We start from the raw sequence: 19,502 nt of genomic DNA on the forward strand, positions 1-19,502 counted from the left end.
GTATGGCTTTAGAGAACAGTTTGGAATCTAGAGATGCTGAGTATAGAGAGAAGATAAAAAAATTATATAAAGATAATTCTTGGAATCTTTTGATCCCAAATTTAGGGTTTTCTTCAAATTTTTCAAGGCAAAACCCTTTTATGCCTAATTTAGAAGGGAGGGGACATTGGGGCTTGAATTTTGGTGTTGCTGCTGATCTTTCAGTATCCCCATCTATCGTTAATAACATTAGACTTACCTTTTTTAATTATGAGGCTGCTAAGATAGGCAGAGAAAAAGTCATTAAAAATATTAGGTTAAATGTTCTTAAAATGTATAATGAGCTTTTAGCCTTTAAAAGTATTTTAAAAGTGTTGGAAAGTCAGTTTGAAAATAGCAAACTTAAATTTGAGCAAGTAAAAATTTCTTATCATAATGGGCTTATTTCTGAGATAGATTATCTTGATGCTAAGCTTAAGCATATTAGATTTCAGCCTAGTTTAGATGAACAAATTATTAAGTTTGAAAAGACAAAAGGAAGATTTAAATTATTATTAGGATTGGATATCTTGCAAGATTTTGAGATTATAGGAGAATTATCAGATGAAATCTTAGACATTTCATTGTTTGATGAAGTCATAAATATTGATGGGTATTTAGAAGTTAGAGAGTTAAATAATTTAACTAAAATTATGAAAACTACTCTTGAGAGTCTTTGGCTAGATGCTTTTTTGCCAAGGTTTTCGTTCTCAGTTTCTTATAATCCTGGGAGCATTTCTTTTAGTGATGGTTTGAGTGGTTCATTTAAGCAAGGATTACATTTTTCTTTGGGTTTAACTTATAGCTTCACCGAGATTTTTCCATTTTCAAAAAGTTTTACAGAGATATGGGAACGAGATTATCGGTTAAAATTCTTAGAGAATCAAATTGAAAGTAAGATTCGTGAATTTGAATCTAATATTATTCAAAAACGCAAAAGTGTAAGACTATATAAGTCTATTTTAGATAACTCCAAGACAAATTTGGAGATGTCTAAGAAGAATTATCAAGTAGCTTTTGATGCCTTTAATGTGGGTACTATAGATCTTATTAAATTAAATGACATTGAAGCTTTCTATAAGCAGAGTGATTTACAATTTATACAAGATAAGCTAAATTATGCTAATGCAATACTTGAGTATAGAGATTTAATAAATAAGTTGGATTGATAAGGATTTTTTATGAATTCGATTTTTAATATGAGAGGTTGCTTTAAGTATTATTTGTTGTTTTTAATTTTATTATTTGTCCTTTCATGTAATGAGGGGACTGAGAGTGAAGTACAAGGAGATATTAATACCAATAATACTACCAATGATGTTACTAATGAGCCTTATAGATTTCCAGTTGTTGCAATGAGAGTTCGGCAGGGTGCTTTGAGTAATTATATTTCTTTAAATGGCGATGTAGATACCAAAGTTAAAGTTGAGGTATTTCCCAATATTACAGGTAAAATAGTGTCTCTTAATATGAAACTTGGAACTTATGTAAAAAAGGGGCAAATTATTGCGACACTTGATCCTTCAAAACCAGGTTTTCTTTATTTAAAAAGTCCAGTAAGAGCCCCGATTTCTGGGTATGTTTTAGCTATTAATTACAAAATTGGAGAAACAGTTGAGACTCAAACAAGTATTGCGTTAATAGGTAGAATGGATGTAATTCAGATTAAAACTTATGTTTCTGAGAAATATATTTTAGATGTTAAAGTTGGCAATGATGCAATTATTGAGCTTGAATCTTATCCTAATGAAAAATTTAAAGCTAAGATTTCAGAAATATCTCCTGTTTTGGATTTTAAAAGTCGTTCTGTTGCAATATGTCTTGAACCTATAGGGGATAACACAAGAAAAATGATTATTGGTATGTTTGCCAAGGTCAAACTTATTACTAATCATTTAGAAAATGTGATTAAAATTCCAAGCAATGCTTTTGTTGAAAGGGAAGGTAAACTTTGTTTATTTAGATTAAATCCAGATACAAAAACAGTTGAAAGGGTGTTTCCTTTAATAGATTTTGAAATAGATAATATTATGTCTATTCGAGATGGTATTAATGAGGGTGATTTAGTTGTTATTGAAGGTATTTCTTCTCTTTCTGATGGAGCTTATGTAGATGTAGTTGATATTCGAGATGGGCTTGATGTTGAAGACAATGTTTGATTTTTGAGGTTAAGTATGTTAGTAAAAAAAGTTGTTGGCAAACCAATAACAATGTTAATATTGTTTTCATTATTAATGATGCTTAGTATTTATACTTTTTCAAGATTAAAGATAGATTTGCTTCCCAACATTGGAGACAGTTATATCACTATTTCTACTCAGTATTCAGGAAGTTCGGCAAAAGAAGTGGAAGAAAAAGTAACAAGTATTCTAGAAAGTAACCTATCCTTAGTTAAGAACATAAAGACAATAACTAGTAGTTCTTTTAAGGGCCATAGCAGTATTAATCTTCAGTTTTATCATGGAACTAATTTAGATTTGGCTTTGAATGAAATAAGAGATGCACTTGAGATTTCAAAAAAAATTTTACCAAAAGAAGCAAGCTTACCTAGGATTTATAGAGGAAGTTTAGGCTCTTCGCCAATAATATCGTTTGTTATGTATTCAGATAGACCGATCTTAGAACTTAAAAGGTATGCAGATAATATTCTTAAGCCTAAGTTGGAGAGACTTAATGGGGTTGGACGTGTGCAAGTTATTGGAGGTGGAGATAAGCATATTTTAATTGAAGTGTCGCAGAATAGGTTAGAGGCATATGGACTTACTTTATCAGAAATAGTACCGTTTATTTCTTCTCAAAATGTTGAATTTTCGGTTGGTAACATGTTAGATAATGATTTGGAATATCAAGCACAAGTATCTGGAAGATTTAATTCAATTAAGGATTTGGAAAATGTGGTTATTGCTTATAGGAAACCAAGTATTTATTCTTTAGGTGATAATTCATTTGTTCAGGTTAGACTTAGAGATATTGCAAGTGTTAAGAGTGTTGCTCAAGATGTAGAGGATTATGTATATTATAATGATAAGCCTTCTATTGTGATATCTATACAAAAAGAGAGTGATGCAAATTCTGTTTTTGTTTCAGATGCAGTAAATGCAGAGGTTGAAAAAATCAAGCTTTCACTTCCAAAGGATATATTTTTAGACATTTCTTATGATGACGCTGAACACATTAAAAAGGCTATTTCTTCTGTTGCTAATTCAGCTTATTCTGGAGCAGTTCTTGCATTATGTATTATTTTTTTCTTTTTAAGGAGCTTTAGAGCGACAATTATTATTGGTATCACAATACCATTAGCGATTATTATTACCTTTTGTTTAATGTATTTTGCAAATATTTCACTAAATGTTATGAGTCTATCAGGTCTTGCTTTGAGTGTTGGTATGCTTGTAGATTGTTCTATTGTTATAATAGAGAATATATATAAATATAGGCAGAAGGGTGCCAAGCTTATTTCATCTGCTATTCTTGGAACACAAGAAATGATGTTGCCGATTATGGCTGCAACCTTGACATCGATTTGTGTATTTGCTCCTATGCTTATTTTTAAGGCTGAATTGGGTGTTATTGGTGATTTTGTTAGGGATTTTGCTTTTACTATTGTAATATCTTTAGTAGCTTCTTTGTTTGTTGCAGTTTTCTTAGTACCTGTGCTTTCAAGTTATTATATTGGGCTTTATACCGCTTCTCAAAAGCCTATTAAAAATAAATTGATTAAAAGAATTGATGATTTTTTGTATGGTATTTATTTTGTTGGAGAGAGATTTTATGTTAAATTGCTAAACTATGTTTTAACTTGGAAATTAGCTTGTTTATTGATTATTTTCTTTAGTTTTATTTTAAGTTTAGTGTTATTTCCTCTTTTAAATGTATCTTTTCTTCCCTATGAACATTCTTCTTTAATTCGTTTTGATTTTAAATTTCCTCATAAGACAAGTTTGAAAATTTCAAAGTTTTATTCAGATAAAATTTTAGAGATTGTAAAAAGTGAAATTAAGGTTTATAAGAGTATCATTTCTGAAATAAATTCAAATGGTTTTACCTTTAATGTTGCATTTCCTTTAAAGGAAGAAGTTGATGGAGAATTCGTTGAGGATGAAGAGGATGTTCGATATAGAGTTTATAAACGTGTTGAGAGGCTTTATCCTGATTTTAATTCTAATGCTTCTTCACGAGAAGGTACTTTTGGTGCGTCGCCTATTGAGATTAAAATTATTGCTTCGGATTTTGAGTATGCAAGAGAATATGGAGAATTTTTAGTTAGTCTTTTAAAGAAAAGATTCCCTAGTCTTGTCAATCCTAGACTTAATATACTAGAAGAGATGCAAATTGATATAGAAATAGATAGAGAAAAGGCCTATTCTTATGGAATTAATATGGAAACTCTCTCAAGAGAAATTAGGGCTAATATTGGTGGAATTTCAGCAGGAAATTATATTGAAGGTGGAGTAAGTTATGATATTTTGCTTAGGCTTGATAGAGGCAATATTGCTAGCTTTAAAGATTTAGATAAAATATCTATTTTAAATGCATCTGGTGTTCAAATTCCCTTTTCTTCAATAGTTAGGCTTAAGAAAACAAAAGGAATTGGTGAGATTTCCAGAGAAGATCAGTCTTTAGTAGTAAAGCTTACAGCAGGTATTGCTCCAGGTGAAAATTTAGCTTTAATTACAGCAAATGTAGTAGATTTTGTAACTAATAAGGTTCCTCAGAGAGATGGGGTGTTGGTTAAGTTTGGAGGAGAATACAGTGAGTTTACAAGTAGTATGCAGCATTTTGGGGTGATAATGTTTATGGCTGTCTTGCTTGTGTTTGGAGTAATGGCAGCACAATTTGAATCTCTCTTAAAGCCATTCGTTATTCTCTTTACAATACCATTAACCTTAATAGGTGTTGTACTGTTTTATTTTATATCTGGAGAAAAGGTTTCTGTTTTTACTGCTATTGGTATGCTTATGCTTATTGGTGTTGTTGTTAATACGGGTATTGTATTGGTAGATTATATTAATTTGTTGCTTAAGAGGGGCTTTAATCTTAGAGATGCAGTGCTTGAGGCAGGTCGCTCCAGGTTTAGGCCAATTTTGATGTCTGCTTTAACATCAATAATAGGACTCTTTCCACTTGCATTCTCAAGTTCAAGTGAGAGTGATCTTGTAAAACCAATTGCTTTTACTTTTATTGGTGGAATGGTTGCTAGTACATTTTTGACTTTGCTTTTTATTCCTATTATTTTTGAAATTTTTTATAAACTTTCTATGAAAGCTTTTATTTCTTTTAAGTCAGGGATTTTTGTTGACAAAATTGATCTTAAGAGAGGGAGTAGGGGGTTCTCAGATAAAATATAACTGCAAATAGTATTGATATTTCTAAAAGTAATATTAGGAAATGTTAAGATTGATGGTAGTTCGAATGATGTTTTTATTGATGAGGATTAAGATTAGGAGGGTATGTGTACAGGGCAGAAATAATCTCTAATCTATCTTTAGAGCTTGATATTCATGAACATATGCATAGGATAGAAAAAGATTTAGGTGAATGTATATATTATACTAAGATATATAATGTTCAAGGAAAAGGGAGAACAGGTGAGAAGCAAGATAATGAAATTTGGCCTGAAGAAAATTTTATTCTTGTGGTTTATACTGATAATTTATTTGTTATAGAAAATTTAAGAAATGCTGTTGAGATGTTGGATCAAGAGTATCCTACTGAAGGGATTAAATTTTTTGTTATAGGCAACTAAATCTTTATTTATTTTTGGTAATGCATGTTTTATTTTATAAAACTTTTTATCTATTGACAAATTTAAGCTAATGAAAATTGAATTATGATTTTGTTATTTAAGGTGTTATAATTTATTTATAATATTCGTTGTTGTAGTAGGGGCATATGTCAATAGTAAAAAACTTTTTTGAAATTGCTAAAAAACGTGGCAATGGAGTTGCACAAATATATAGAAGTAACAAAGATTATTTCAAGGTTACTTATGAAGATTTAAAAAATAATGTGTTAAAATTTGCAGCATTTTTAAAAAAGATGGGTTTGGGATATCAAGATAAAGTGTTTGTTTGTTCTGAGAATAGGATTGAATGGAGTGTTATAGATTTTGCGATTTTGGCTTTAGGTGCTGTAGATGTTCCAAAAGGAGCTGATGTTATCCTTTCGGAAGCCGAAGTGATTATTAATAATGTTCTTCCCAATATAATAATAGTGGAAAATTTAAATCTTCTTGATTTGGTTGTTCAGATCAACTTTAAAGTTGACCCTATAATTGTTATTATTGATGACTTAGATGAAAAAGATAAAATACAGTTTGATAATTTTAAAATTTATACTTATAAAGAGTGCATTTTAATTGGAGATAAGTCAAGGCGAGATGAAGAGATTATTGAAATTTTAAGTAATATTGATCCTGATGATATGGCAACAATAATATATACTTCTGGTACTACAGGGAATCCTAAAGGAGTAATGCTTTCTCATGCTAATTTTCTTTATCAGGTGTCTAGTTTTAGTCGAATGATTAATACTAGTGAGGGACAAATATTTATGTGTATTTTGCCAATTTGGCATTCATTTCAAAGGTCATTTTCTTATAATATTTTTCTTAAAGGTATGACTTGTTTATTTTCAAGTATTGTTCCAAGAAACATGCTTGATGATATGAAAAATATAAATCCTCATTATATTGCAGCCGTGCCTAGGCTTTGGATTGCAATAAGGCAAAATATCTTTAAAGAGGTTGCCAAGAAACCATTTTTGTCAAAATTGTTATTTAAGATTTTTGTTAAATCAGCATATTTAAATGATATCTGCTATAGAATGATTTTAGGATTATATCCTGATAATGGATTTGATTTGTTATTTCCTATGAAAAAAATCTTAGGGCTTTTGGGTCTGATTTTTTTATTTCCTCTTAAAGTTTTGGGAGATTTAATTATTTTTAAAAAGATAAAGAAAATTTTAGGCAATAATTTTGTTGTTGGGGTCACTGGTGGGGGTAGTATGTCTTTATCTGTTGTTAGGTTTTTTAACTCAATTGGGATTGAGCTTGCGAATGCTTATGGATTAACAGAAGCATCTCCTGGTGTTGCGTCTAATGAACATGAAAAGATAATGATTGGTACTTGTGGTAAGATATTGCCTGGAACTATTGCTGAGATTAGGGATGAGAATGGCAATAAGCTTAAAACACCAGGCAAGGGAATTTTATTTATTAAAGGTCCTCAAGTTATGATTGGATATTATCAAGATGAAGATGCTACAAGACAGGTTATTGGATCTGATGGATTTTTGAATACGGGTGATATTGTTAAGTTATCAAAGGATAATGTTGTTCAGATCATAGGACGAGAAAAAGATACTATTGTTTTAAATAATGGAGAGAATATTGAGCCTGCTCCAATTGAAATTAAGCTTGAAGAATCTTTACTCATTGAAAAGGCTGTTGTTGTGGGTCAAGATCAAAAATTTTTAGGTGCATTGATTCTTCCTAATTTTGAAGAGATAAATAAATATTTAGAAAACATGGGTCAAAAAATTCTTGATGCTCACAATAGGCAGCAGATTATTGCAAATAATATTGTTCTTAAAGCTATTAATGATGAGATAAAAAAGCTTATTAATAGAGCCAATGGATTTAAGCCTTTTGAGCAAATATTGAGATTTGTTCTTTTAGAAAAACCGTTTGAAGTAGGTAAAGAAATGTCTATTAAGATGGATGTTAAGCGTAATTATATTTTAAGTTTTTATAAAAATGAGATAAAGAGTTTATTTTCTTGAATTATTTTAGGATTATTTCAAGTTCGTCTATATGTTTTAATTTTGTGTTAGGTGGTTTAGATTGTTTGTATACAAAACCATTTCCTTTTATGTTGATTTTTATGTTTGTATAGTTTTTTAAGATTTTCATTAAATCTCTTTTTGAGAGTCCTGTAAGGTTTGGCAGTGTTTCTGTTTTTTCATATTTTATTATAGGTTTTGGTATGCTAATTTTTGAAGAAATTTTGATTTCATTGTATTCATTTTTATTATTGCGATGTTCAATCAATTCTATTATTTCTTTTGCCATTGGTGCAGCAATTCTTGTTCCATATATTATCTTTTTAGGATATCTGTATACAATATATATAATGTATTGCGGATCTTCTGTAGGATATATTACTAATATTGAGGACGTATAATCTTCATCCGAGTATTTACCTGTGTTTTTATCAATTACTTGTGAAGTTCCACTTTTTGCTGAAATGCTTAAGTTTTTCATCTTGAGTTTTGGGATTCCTCCTTTGTTTACGACTTCTCTCATCATTTTTAGAACTTCTTTTGCTGTGTGATTAGATATTACTTTTTTAATTTCTTCTTTTTGAAATTCTTGAATTGTATTTTCCATTTCATTGCTTATTCTTTTTATGATTTTGGGTTTTAACATAATTCCTTCATTACTTAATGCGCTAGCAGCTTGTAATATTTGAATGGCAGATACTCCTATTTCTTGTCCAAATCCAATTGTGGCTTTACTTCGTCCAGACCATTTTGAATGGTGGGTTAATAGACCTTTTGTTTCTCCGGGAAAAGGGAATCCTACTCTTTTTCCAAAACCAAAGTCTATTAGTTTATTATGGAAATATTCGTTACTTACTTTGTCTGTAATGTGTGCTATTCCTACATTTGATGAGTGAATTAAAATTCCACTGGGATCAATATAGCCATAAGGGGGATTTAGAGTTTTAATTGTAACTACTTCTCCTGATTTAAATTTTTTTTGGTATATACCGTTATCTAAGAATTTCTCATTTGATTTTAATAATCCACTGTCTAATAGAATGGCTACTGTAAAAATTTTATTAATACTTCCAGGTTCATAGGTTAGGGATGAGGCAAAATTGTTCCATATTTCTTTAGGATATTTTGCATAGTAATTAGCATCATATTGTGGAAATTGAAGCATTGATAAAATTTCTCCATTCTTAGCATTCATTACTATGGCAATCATATTTTCAGGTTTATTTTCTTTAAAGTGTTTTTGAGCTATTTGGTTTATGCTTTTTTGAAGATCTATGTCTATTGTCAAATATATGTTATTTGTACTTAATTTTTCATTTATAGATTTTTGTTTTGTAAGATCTTCATTCAATATGGTGTTTAGAGAAAGTTCAATGCCTGTAAGTCCAATATTATCAGTTCCTACAAATCCTGTAATATTGCTAGTTAATTCTTTAAATGGATAAATTCTTGTGTAGTCTGGATAAAGTATAATGTCTTTTAATCTTCCTTCTGACTGAATTCTTTTAATTAGTTCAGATTCTTCTCTTGTTATTTTTCTTTTTATATATATGAATCCTTTTTTCGAAGACAGTTTTTTTTTAAGTATTTGAGGATCAATTTTCAATATTGCACCAAGAGTTTCTGATGTGTTTACAATATTTTTTATTTTATTTGGATCCGTTCCGACTGAATGTGATTTTGAAGAGAAAGCTATGATTTTACCATTTCTATCATAGATGTTGCCTCTTCTTGAGATGTGGTTTATATTTTGAGAAAAATATTGTATGTCTTTTGAGGACATTAGCACAAAATATTTATAAATGGTTAACAGCGTTATTATTAGGAAAATTGTGAGGACGATATTTAATCTTAAGCTGCTAGCAAATTTTTTATGCATTAAATATTTAGAAGCTCCTTATATTATAGTAAATATTTGACAGTTGATGATTTTAGTATTAGTGTTTGATTAATTTTTTTTCATATTTATAATATTATATTATGAAAAGATTAAATTTGAAATTAATAGAGGTTTAAATATAGTGGATATTAGAACTTTAAAGGGTTTTAGAGATTACTTGCCAAAAGAAGCGTTAATTCGTACTCATATTATAAAACAAATATATAGTGTTCTTGTTTCGTATAATTTTGATTTAATAGATACTCCTATTCTTGAGTATTCTGAATTTCTTTTAAGAAAAAGCGGGGATGAGGTAGAAAAACAAACTTATCGTTTTAAAGATAACGGGGATAGAGATGTTTCTATGCGTTTTGATTTAACGGTTCCTTTTGCAAGATTTATGGCTTCTAATAGATCTAAGCTTAAATTCCCTTTCAGGAGATCTCAGATAGGCAAAGTATTTAGAGGTGAGAATACTCAGAGGGGTAGATATAGAGAATTTATGCAATTTGATTTTGATATAGTAGGTGAGGATACTTTTCGTAGTGATGCTGAAATTTTATCTATTGTTTATTGTGGGCTTGAAGAGATTTTTTTAAATTTCATAGAAGGTATTAATAGAAAGTTTGTTATTCATTTTTCTCACATTGGTATATTGAATGCTTATATTGATAAGTTGGGATTAAAGGATAAAGCCGCTTTTATTTTAAGGAATATAGATAAATTAGATAAAATGGGGATTGAAAGTGTTAGAGAAAATTTGCTTGTACAGATAAACGAAGCTCATGTTGATTTGATATTGGAGTTTATAAATTTAGAAGGGACTTTTTGGGATAAACTGGAGACCTTAAAAGGTATTTTAGAGAACAATGATGCTGTTAAGAGGATTGAGGATGTTTTTGTACATTTGAGTGCATTGGGAATTCAAGATGCATTTAATTTTAATCTTAAGATAGTTCGTGGGCTTGATTATTATACCGGGATTGTATTTGAGGCTACGATGATAGGCATTAATATGGGGAGTATTTGTAGTGGTGGAAGGTATGATAATCTATTATCCTTATTTTCTAGCTCTTTGCAAAAAGTTTCAGGGGTTGGGGGATCTTTTGGTATAGATAGAATTCAAGATATAATTGAAATTGAGAAATTTAATTATATCAAGTTGTTTGTGGTTAAGGCCAGTTCTAGAGTATTAATTGTTAATATAGACGATAATTTACAAGCTTATTATTATAAGCTTGCGGATAAATTTAGAAGACATGATTATTCTAAGATAAATAATATTGCTTGTGAAGTATATCCTAAGAGTAAAGAGGGTAAAAATATTAAGGTGCAAATAGAATATGCTCTTAATAAGGCTATAAGATTTTTAATTTTTGTAGGTCAAGATGAATATAGAGAGGATAAGTTGAAAGTGAGAGACTTGACTAAAAAGGAAGAATTGTTGTTGTCTTTTGATGAAGCTATAAAATTTATTAAGGGTAATGACAAATTTTTATGCACACCTTTTTAACTTAAAGCTATTTAAGCTTTAGTGCCTTTGATTCCTTATTAAGTATTAGTTCTTTTGCTTTTCTATTTTGCGTATCGTAATTGCATTTAGAGTTAATATGTTTGTGTTATAGTCATAGTCTATTTGTCCTAGTATTTCAACGTAGTCTTTAAAATTGATATCAATATCAAAGGTTGTTTTTGTTGTTATAATGCCTTCAAGAGCATTTTTATTATATCCTACGTAAAAGTCAAAGTAAGTTATGTTGTCTTTTTTTTCAATATTATTTGCAATTCCTTCCCATTTGACATATACATTTGAGTAAATTAATGGATTTTTTTTGATTTCTTTTAGAACTAAATAATCGTTGAATGTAATAAAATTAGGCCTTGAGATAAAACTTGCAAGATTTTTAGCTTTAAGTTTAATTGATTCTGATGCATTTGAATTTAATATTTTATTTATTTCAATTCTTGCAAAATTATCTTTGCCTTGTTTTAGGTGAGTTTTTATTTTTTGAAATGAATTTTTGATTTCAGTTTCAGTGAGTATAAATACAAATTGTCCTTCATGGTTTTCAATTTTTTCTTTGTCATTTATTTTGATATCATCAATGTATGCCGCAATATTGTTAATAGCTTTTTTCTCTTTTACCTTAGAGTTACTTAATGTCAGCTTAATTGTTTCTTTTGAATGTATGAGTAAGAATATTGCTATCAATAAGAATACAAGGCTTGCTATTGTTAGTAATGTTCTTGTTAATTTAGATAAATTTTGTCCCGTTTCTACTTTGATTTCTGGAAATAGCTTGGCATATATTTTGTTTTTATTAAGGAATAGTGCTCCTTGAATAGGATTTTTTCTAATGGTTTCTAGGGAGAATTCTGATCGTTGTATTTCTTGATTCTCTTCTATCATTTTAAGCCATATTTGTATAGCCTTATCTTCTTTGCCTTGAGCTGCTAATAGTATTGCAATTGATTGCTTTACATCTGGTTCTGTTGGATTTAAAGTGTAAGCTTTCTTTAGATATGTTTGAGCAGTTCCTAAATTTCCCATTCGAAGATAAGACATTCCTAAAATATAATGATAAAAATAGTAATTTTTATAAAGGAAAATTTCCTTTTCTAAAAGTTTTACTACGTCTGAATATTTGTGAGAGTTATAATAATTAATAGATTTATTAATAAGTTTATTAGGTTCCATTGCCATAAAGTTGAAGTTACCCTCATGATATTATTTTTTATGTTTTATATATAAATTTTATCTTAAAAAAATAATAAATAAAATATTGTTTTTTGTTTTAAAAAGACCGGTTTGACTAAAAATTTATTAATGTTATAATTATGTAAGCTCATTTGGGATTTATACATATTTTAAAGTGGTAGGAATGTGTCATCAGAAAAAATCGCGGAATTAATCAAAGATATTTATTTAAGCTTCAGAAAAGGTGATTTTAAGACAGCTTTAATGAAATCAGAAGAAGCACATTCTTTTGATTTTGATAATATTGAGATTTTAACTGCTTTAAAGAGTTCTGTGTATTGGAATGGTCAAGTTGAAAGTCTTGATCGAATAGATAAAGACTATGAGAAGGCTGAGTTTTTAATAAGAGAATGGAATAATTTTGCTAGAAGATATTTAAAAAAGATGAATTTTGATTTTATTCAAGGTCGTAACTCAATTAAGTATTTTGTATTTCAATTGTGCTTGGAGATATATAAAAATATATATAAATTACAGCCAGAGAACTTAGATATTTTAATAAAGATTGCTAAGTCTTACAAGGGAATGGGTAATTATGAGCGAGCTATAACTGTTTTTTTGCAGATTTTAGGAGATGCAAAAGATAATGCAGATGTAGTTGCTGAACTTGCTGATTCTTATGCCCTTATTGATGAGATTAAGGAGTCTAAGGTATTATTTAGAGAGGCTTTTTTTATTAATCCCCAAAAGATAGATATAGATGCGCTTGAATCTGAGATGATACTTAAATTAATAGAAGCTATTAAGAGTGATAGAAATATTTCTGATACTCTTGTTAAGGAGTGGATACCTGTTTATGGAGCACTAAATGGTGTTTTTAATATAAAAAGAGAATTAAGGCCTATTGAACTTGGTCATTTAAAGCAGTCTGTTTATAGTTTGCGTAATGAGCTTAAGGAGAAGTCTTATAGATCGATAAATGAGAGCATATTACTTCCAAGGCTTATTAATAAATATTTTTGGCTTATTGATCATTATGTAAGGATAAAAGAAGATCGTGTTCGGATTGATGAAATTTTATCTTATATTAAGGAAATAGATATAGGAATATATCAGCAATATGTCAATTAGATTGGTTTTTAATAAAATTGGTATTAGGAGAGTTGAATGTCTAATATTACTATAGAAAGATTAGATAATATCTTGCAGGAGGATAAATGGACAAGGATAGTTGTTAATAATTATTCTCTTGCCAAGATAAGGGAATTGGATGAATTAATAGATAGTATAATTTCTGAAAATTTAACAGAAGAAGCTTTAGATATTTGTGGTAAACATTTAAAGGATGTCAAGAAAAGTATTGCTGGTCTTTATATTTCAGGCATGCTTATATATAGTAGAAGGCCGCTTAATGATATGAGTTTGCTTACAGTGGTAGACTTGTTTTCACAAAATTTGAAGTGGTCTCTTGTTGAACATATATGTCACAAGATGCTTTTAACTTCTGAAAATAAGCATGCACTCTATACGCTTGCAAAGATATATTCGCAAAATAATGAGAATGATAAACTTCCAGGTATTTGGATACGCATTGTTGAAGCTGATGTTGATGATACTGTATGTGTAAGGCAACTTGCTACGCATTATGAGAATATTGATTTGCAGAAATCAATATATTTTTTTAGAAAGGCTATTTACCGTTTTATCGATAAAAAACAAATGTCAGGTATTAGAGAGGTGTGGTCTAAATTGATCAGATATGTTTCTGATGATTTTGATTCTTTTCTTCTTATACTTCAAAAAGTTGAGAAAGAGCTCGGATTTAAAAAGGTTGTTGTTCTTTATGAAGATTTATATGAACATTATTCTGTAAGTGAGAATATTGATGAGACAATAGAGATTTTGAAGGGAATTTTAAAGCTTGACAATAAAAATCAAAAAGCAAGAGAAAATTTAGTTCTCTTTTTAAGAGAAAAATATAAAGACGTTAAAAATATTGAAGAATATCTTGAAAAGTCTGATCTTGAAAATTTGGATAAAAATTTTATTGATGTTTATTCTGATTTTGAGAAATATTTATTTTTTGCTAAGGGTAATTTTGTATATCATCAAACCTGGTTTGTAGGAATAGTTAAGGATGTAAATGAACAAGGTATTGTGGTTGATTTTGTTTCTAAACGAAGACATTTTATTAGTTTTGATATGGCTATATCTGCACTATCTCCTCTTAAGAAAGAAGATATTCGAGTTTTAAAGGCGATTAAACCAAAAGAAGAGCTTGTAGAGAATCTGAAGAGAGATGTTGAATGGGCCTTAAGGATAATTATTAAAAGCTATAAGTCAATTGATCTTAAAGGGATAAAAAGAGAACTTGTTCCAAGCTTAATGACTCAGAGTGCGTGGAATGCTTGGAGTGTAAAAGCTAAACAAATTCTAAAAGATAATCCTCATTTTGTTATGGCATCTGGAAAAGCCGATTGTTATATATATAATGAGCGAGCTTCTAATTTTAATGAAAAGATTTATGATAAATTTAAAGTAGAAAAGGATTTTTATAAAAGATATGAAATTTTTATGCACTATTGTACCGCTGGTGGTGTTGTAAAGGATTTACATGTTGAAGAGGAAATGCTTAATTACTTTTTGATTTATGTTAATAATTTTGCAAAAGTTGATCATTATGTTATAAGTTCTTATGTAATACTTAAATCTTTAAAAAATTCTGAGAGGGGTGGTGCTTTTAAGATTAATATTGAAAAAGATATTAGTTTGGAGGTTCTCTTAAGGGAGTATCCCAAGGATATAGTTGATCTTTTTGATTCAATCTTGAATGCGGAGATTAAAAAGGAGTTGGTATCCTTAATCAAGGATGAATTAGTTGATTGGGTTGTTTATTATAAGCAGCTTTTTCCTTGTTATGTTAATAAAAAATTGATAGATTTTCTTTATAAAGAAGATATAAAAGAGACAGCAGATCTTTTTAACTATGTCATAAAAAATTATAAAGTTTATAAAGATGCTTATATTTGGCTTTTAAAGCATTATACTTCGTATTCGCTTGATTTAGATTATTCTGATTCAGAATTATTAATAAATTTGATCAAAATTTTAACAGATAGTGTTGTTAAGATTAATAATAAAAATAATTCTGTCGCTAACAAGAGAATTTATAAAATGGTAATGAATCTTTTAATTAAGGATAAATATCTTAGTATTGTTTTAAATAATGTCATGGATGAAGAGCTTGCCAAAAGAATATATATGACTTGTTTTTATATAAGAGATTTTCCCCCAAAGGATCTTTTACATATTAAAACTGCAATAAGAAGTGTGTTTATTGATCTTGAATTTGAAGATGAGAAAATGCAATCTTCGGGGGATAAAGTCGAGATAGGATTTTTAACTATTTTAAGTTCTCTTAGTAAGAAGCAAAAGGAATTGCAGTATTTAAAGGATGTAGAAATACCTGAAAATTCTAAAGAAATTGGGAAGGCCCGTGAACTTGGTGATTTGAAAGAAAATGCAGAATATCACTCTGCAAAGGAAAGACAACAGTTTTTAACAAAGAGATTAAATTCTCTTATGTCAGAAATAGATGTTGCAAAAGTTATTGACACTAAAGAACTTCAAAGCTCTGTTGTTGGGTTTGGAACAAAAGTTACTATGATTAATAAAGATACAAAAAGGGAAGAGTCTTATTTGATATTTGGACCTTGGGAGTCAAATCCTGACGAAGGCATTATATCATATAAATCCCCTTTTGGAGAAAATTTGTTAGATGCAAAAGAAGGTGATAATCTTGATTTTGTAATAAATGATACTCATTTTCAATACTATGTTAAAAAGATAGAACCTGCCAAAATTAATTAGAAGAGGTAAAATGTCGAAATTAAAAGATAAAATAGATGATTCTTTAAATGATAGATTAAATAGAGAAAAGGCCATTGAGCTTGCTAGAATTCAAATAGAGAAGGATTTTGGGAAAGGAAGTCTTATTAAGATGGGAGAGTCTCCTGTGGGTAAAGGCATAGAGAGCATACCTAGTGGTTCTATTTTGCTTGATGAGGCAATTGGTGTTGGAGGATATCCAAGGGGAAGGATAATAGAAATTTTTGGCCCTGAATCTTCTGGAAAAACCACTTTAACTCTTCAAGCAATTTCTGAAGTTCAAAAAAATGGTGGAATAGCAGCTTTTATTGATGCTGAACATGCTCTTGATCCTGTTTATGCAAAAGCTTTGGGTGTTAATATTGATGAACTTTGGCTTAGTCAACCTGATACTGGGGAACAAGCTCTTGAGATTGCTGAATATTTAATTAGAAGTGGTGGAGTTGATTTGATTGTTGTTGATTCTGTTGCAGCTTTAACGCCACAAGCAGAGATTGATGGAGAAATGGGTGATTGTCAGATTGGGCTTCAAGCAAGATTAATGAGCAAGGCTTTAAGAAAGATTACGGGTATACTTTCAAAGTCTAAGACTTGTATTATGTTTATCAATCAACTAAGAATGAAAATCGGTGTAATGTTTGGCAATCCAGAAACTACTACTGGAGGAAATGCTTTAAAATTTTATTCTTCTCTTCGTCTTGAGGTTAGGAAAATTGAACAGGTAACGGGGAGTGCTGCAGATGATGTTATTGGGAATAAGGTAAGAGTTAAGGTTGTGAAAAATAAAGTAGCACCTCCTTTTCGTAAAATCGAGCTTGTGATTTATTTTGGAAAAGGTATTTCACGTGAAGCTAGCATATTAGATGCTTCGATTAAATATAAGTTGATACAAAAAATAGGTTCTTGGTATTCTATAGGAGATGATAAATTAGGACAAGGTAGAGAAAGTGCTATTATTTATCTCATTAAAGAAAAAGAACTTACTAATGAACTTGAGGTTAAACTTAGAAAGATAATTTTTGAAGGCTTAAGTCTAGATTCTATTGAAATTGGACTACCTAATGTTAAAAAAGATAAAGAATAGAATGACAAATTTAGATGATTATTTAATTGTTTGTGATGATTTTAAAGGGGGAATAGAAATTTTCTTTGATTATATAAAAAATAAAAGAGAAATTTTAAAGACTTTTAATTTAAATAAAATAGTAGAAGATTTTTTGATATTTTCTGAGAGTATTGAAATAGATGTTAAAGACTTAATTAAGTTTTATTCTTTTTCAACCAGTTTGCTTTATTTAAAGACACAAATTTTTTATCCAGTAAAATTAAAAGATAAGAAGTTAGTTGAAAGGGAGATGATTAAAAAATTGATAAATTTCAGTGAAAAATACGCCAAGTCCAAGTCCTTAACTCGAAATTTAAAAGATGAGAAGTGTTTAAATGTATCTACATTTTCTTTTTTGAGAGAAAATAGTATTTTTTTTGAAAGTGCGGATAATGTTCAAAATTATATGGTAGGTATTAATAAGGTTAAAAGTAAAGTCAGTAGGATAAGTAAAAAGCATGATAATATTTTACGTAATAAATTTAGATCCAATGTTATTTTAGGTATATATGACGCTAAAATTTTTGATAAAAAAACAAAAATTATTTCTCTTTTAACCAAGGAGGATAATTTTATTTTTGAATTTTTATTAAATTTTGATGATAAGTTTTACTTTTTTGAGAGATTTTGTTATTTTTTAATCGTTCTTGAATATAAAATGTCAAATATTATAGATTTAGTTTACGTAAATGATAAATTGGTTTTAAGAAAGGGAACAAGTATTGACGAATACAAACAGCAAAGGGCTTAGAGTTCATGTTTTTTTGGCAGAGAAAGGTGTGGGCTCTAGGAGATTTTGTGAAGATCTTATAAGAAAGAATTCTGTTAGAATAAACAATACCCTTGCAAAGCTTGGAGATAAGGTGTTCTTAGGCGATAGAGTGGAGTGTAGAAAACAAGTATTTGTTTTTAGGGATTGTAAAGTTGAAAATAAGATTTATATAGCCCTTCATAAGCCTAAAAATTACTTGTGTTCTAATTTTGATCCAGAGGGGAGACAGTTGGCAATATCTTTAGTTCAGCCTTTGTTTAAAGAACGTTTATTTTCAATTGGTAGACTTGATTTTAAGAGTTCTGGGATTTTACTTTTTACTAATGATGGTCAGTTTGCAAATAATATTGTTCATCCAAGGAGTAAGGTTGAAAAAGAATATATTGTTGAGTCAAAAAGGGCTGTTAATGAGAATTTGCTTATTAATTTTAAACATGGAATAAAGATAGGAAGGGAAATCTTTAAGTTGAAATCTTATGTAATGCTTAGCAATAATTCTGTTAAGTTAGTTTTAACGGAAGGTAAAAATAGGGAGATTCGAAAAGTTTTTTTAAGTAAGAATATTTTTTTAAAGAAAATTCACAGAATTAGAATAGGTAATATTAAATTGGATGATTTAAAAGAAGGGCAAATTAAGGTTTTGTCTTTAGCTAAGATTAATAAATTCAAGACACAAATTTTGGGAGAATATTAAATGGTAATAGCAATTGATGGCCCGTCAGCTTCGGGTAAAAGCTCGATTGCAAAAGCATTGGGGGTAAGATTAGGTTTTAAGTTTATTAGCTCTGGTTATTTTTATAGGATAATAACTTTGATTGCTCAAAGGTTTTCACTAAACGAATATGATTTGCTTAGTGAGAGTAAAATTTTGGAACTTGTATCACAAAATGATATCAAATTTAATGGTGTTGATTTTTTGCTTAATGGTATAAATGTTATAAGTCATATTTTAAATGAAAGAATAGATTTTCAAGTTTCTCTTTATTCTTCTTATATAGGTGTTAGAAATATTGTTAATAAAAAATTAAGAGAAATAGTTAAATTAGAGGATGATAATTATATAATAGAGGGTAGAGATATTACTACTGTAGTATTTCCAGAAGCTGAGGTCAAGATTTATCTTGATGCTTCTGTTAAAGTGCGGGCTTTAAGACGGTATAATCAAAGGAGTGATTATATAACTTTAAATGAGTTAGAGCAAGCACTAGAGAGACGGGATGAAATTGATCAAAATAAAGAGTATGGTAAATTGAAATTGGATAAGGAAGTGTTTTATATTGATACGAGCTATAAATGCTTAGATGATGTATGTAATATTATCATAAAGACGTTTAATTTGAAAAAAAAGTGATAGAGA

Annotated in this window: 14 protein-coding genes; 12 read left to right on the forward strand and 2 right to left on the reverse strand. The window is 29.1% G+C overall.

All coding sequences use genetic code 11. From position 1 onward, the window contains the following. The first annotated feature begins 2 nt into the window (after positions 1 to 2). The 5 genes from R5397_RS03695 to R5397_RS03715 all read left to right on the forward strand — a co-directional run bounded on the left by R5397_RS03695 (position 3) and on the right by R5397_RS03715 (position 7,803). Positions 3 to 1,187, forward strand: a complete 1,185-nt coding sequence (locus R5397_RS03695; RefSeq protein WP_421622936.1) for a TolC family protein — start codon at positions 3 to 5, stop codon at positions 1,185 to 1,187. A 12-nt stretch (positions 1,188 to 1,199) separates the two neighbouring features. Beyond that, on the forward strand, positions 1,200 to 2,177 hold the full coding sequence (locus tag R5397_RS03700; RefSeq protein WP_421622937.1) for an efflux RND transporter periplasmic adaptor subunit: 978 nt from the start codon (positions 1,200 to 1,202) through the stop codon (positions 2,175 to 2,177). Between the two features lie 15 nt (positions 2,178 to 2,192). Next, complete coding sequence (locus R5397_RS03705) at positions 2,193 to 5,366, forward strand: efflux RND transporter permease subunit (RefSeq protein ID WP_421622938.1); 3,174 nt, start codon at positions 2,193 to 2,195, stop codon at positions 5,364 to 5,366. A gap of 104 nt (positions 5,367 to 5,470) precedes the next feature. Continuing rightward, complete coding sequence (locus R5397_RS03710; protein WP_421622939.1) at positions 5,471 to 5,764, forward strand: PG0541 family transporter-associated protein; 294 nt, start codon at positions 5,471 to 5,473, stop codon at positions 5,762 to 5,764. Positions 5,765 to 5,910: 146 nt separating this feature from the next. Continuing rightward, on the forward strand, positions 5,911 to 7,803 hold the full coding sequence (locus tag R5397_RS03715; RefSeq protein WP_421622940.1) for an AMP-binding protein: 1,893 nt from the start codon (positions 5,911 to 5,913) through the stop codon (positions 7,801 to 7,803). Between the two features lies 1 nt (position 7,804). On the opposite strand, the gene R5397_RS03720 is transcribed toward R5397_RS03715, so the two are convergent. Continuing rightward, on the reverse strand, positions 7,805 to 9,682 hold the full coding sequence (locus tag R5397_RS03720; protein ID WP_421622941.1) for a penicillin-binding protein: 1,878 nt from the start codon (positions 9,680 to 9,682) through the stop codon (positions 7,805 to 7,807). 142 nt (positions 9,683 to 9,824) lie between these two features. Here R5397_RS03720 and hisS point away from each other — a divergent pair, with 142 nt between their 5' ends. Next, entirely contained in the window at positions 9,825 to 11,195 is a 1,371-nt protein-coding gene (hisS, locus tag R5397_RS03725; protein WP_421622942.1) for a histidine--tRNA ligase, read from the forward strand. Positions 11,196 to 11,240: 45 nt separating this feature from the next. On the opposite strand, the gene R5397_RS03730 is transcribed toward hisS, so the two are convergent. Then, complete coding sequence (locus R5397_RS03730) at positions 11,241 to 12,380, reverse strand: tetratricopeptide repeat protein (protein ID WP_421622943.1); 1,140 nt, start codon at positions 12,378 to 12,380, stop codon at positions 11,241 to 11,243. A gap of 186 nt (positions 12,381 to 12,566) precedes the next feature. Between R5397_RS03730 and R5397_RS03735 the strand changes: the two genes are divergently transcribed. Genes R5397_RS03735 through cmk form a run of 6 tightly spaced genes read left to right on the forward strand, consistent with a single transcriptional unit; the run spans position 12,567 to position 19,496 of the window. After that, complete coding sequence (locus R5397_RS03735; protein WP_421622944.1) at positions 12,567 to 13,511, forward strand: tetratricopeptide repeat protein; 945 nt, start codon at positions 12,567 to 12,569, stop codon at positions 13,509 to 13,511. 36 nt (positions 13,512 to 13,547) lie between these two features. After that, a complete protein-coding gene (gene greA / locus R5397_RS03740) occupies positions 13,548 to 16,250 on the forward strand; it encodes a transcription elongation factor GreA (protein ID WP_421622945.1) in 2,703 nt (900 codons plus the stop codon). 10 nt (positions 16,251 to 16,260) lie between these two features. Next, entirely contained in the window at positions 16,261 to 17,352 is a 1,092-nt protein-coding gene (gene recA, locus R5397_RS03745) for a recombinase RecA (RefSeq protein ID WP_247065311.1), read from the forward strand. Then, on the forward strand, positions 17,330 to 18,124 hold the full coding sequence (locus R5397_RS03750; protein ID WP_421622946.1) for a hypothetical protein: 795 nt from the start codon (positions 17,330 to 17,332) through the stop codon (positions 18,122 to 18,124). Before recA ends, R5397_RS03750 begins: the two co-directional genes overlap by 23 nt. Further along, entirely contained in the window at positions 18,096 to 18,839 is a 744-nt protein-coding gene (locus R5397_RS03755) for a pseudouridine synthase (RefSeq protein WP_421622947.1), read from the forward strand. Before R5397_RS03750 ends, R5397_RS03755 begins: the two co-directional genes overlap by 29 nt. Then, complete coding sequence (gene cmk / locus R5397_RS03760; protein ID WP_421622948.1) at positions 18,840 to 19,496, forward strand: (d)CMP kinase; 657 nt, start codon at positions 18,840 to 18,842, stop codon at positions 19,494 to 19,496. It abuts the gene before it with no gap. The last annotated feature ends 6 nt before the right edge of the window (positions 19,497 to 19,502 follow it).

It is taken from the genome of Borrelia sp. MN22-0132 (assembly GCF_049201035.1).
Classification (GTDB): Bacteria; Spirochaetota; Spirochaetia; order Borreliales; family Borreliaceae; genus Borrelia; species Borrelia puertoricensis.

Coding starts and splice junctions, on each gene's coding strand:
- R5397_RS03705 (WP_421622938.1), top strand. CDS start 2,193: ATGTTAGTAAAAAAAGTTGTTGGCAAACCAATAACAATGTTAATATTG.
- cmk (WP_421622948.1), top strand. CDS start 18,840: ATGGTAATAGCAATTGATGGCCCGTCAGCTTCGGGTAAAAGCTCGATT.
- R5397_RS03695 (WP_421622936.1), top strand. CDS start 3: ATGGCTTTAGAGAACAGTTTGGAATCTAGAGATGCTGAGTATAGAGAG.
- R5397_RS03750 (WP_421622946.1), top strand. CDS start 17,330: ATGTTAAAAAAGATAAAGAATAGAATGACAAATTTAGATGATTATTTA.
- R5397_RS03700 (WP_421622937.1), top strand. CDS start 1,200: ATGAATTCGATTTTTAATATGAGAGGTTGCTTTAAGTATTATTTGTTG.
- recA (WP_247065311.1), top strand. CDS start 16,261: ATGTCGAAATTAAAAGATAAAATAGATGATTCTTTAAATGATAGATTA.
- R5397_RS03730 (WP_421622943.1), bottom strand. CDS start 12,380: ATGGAACCTAATAAACTTATTAATAAATCTATTAATTATTATAACTCT.
- R5397_RS03720 (WP_421622941.1), bottom strand. CDS start 9,682: ATGCATAAAAAATTTGCTAGCAGCTTAAGATTAAATATCGTCCTCACA.
- R5397_RS03715 (WP_421622940.1), top strand. CDS start 5,911: ATGTCAATAGTAAAAAACTTTTTTGAAATTGCTAAAAAACGTGGCAAT.
- greA (WP_421622945.1), top strand. CDS start 13,548: ATGTCTAATATTACTATAGAAAGATTAGATAATATCTTGCAGGAGGAT.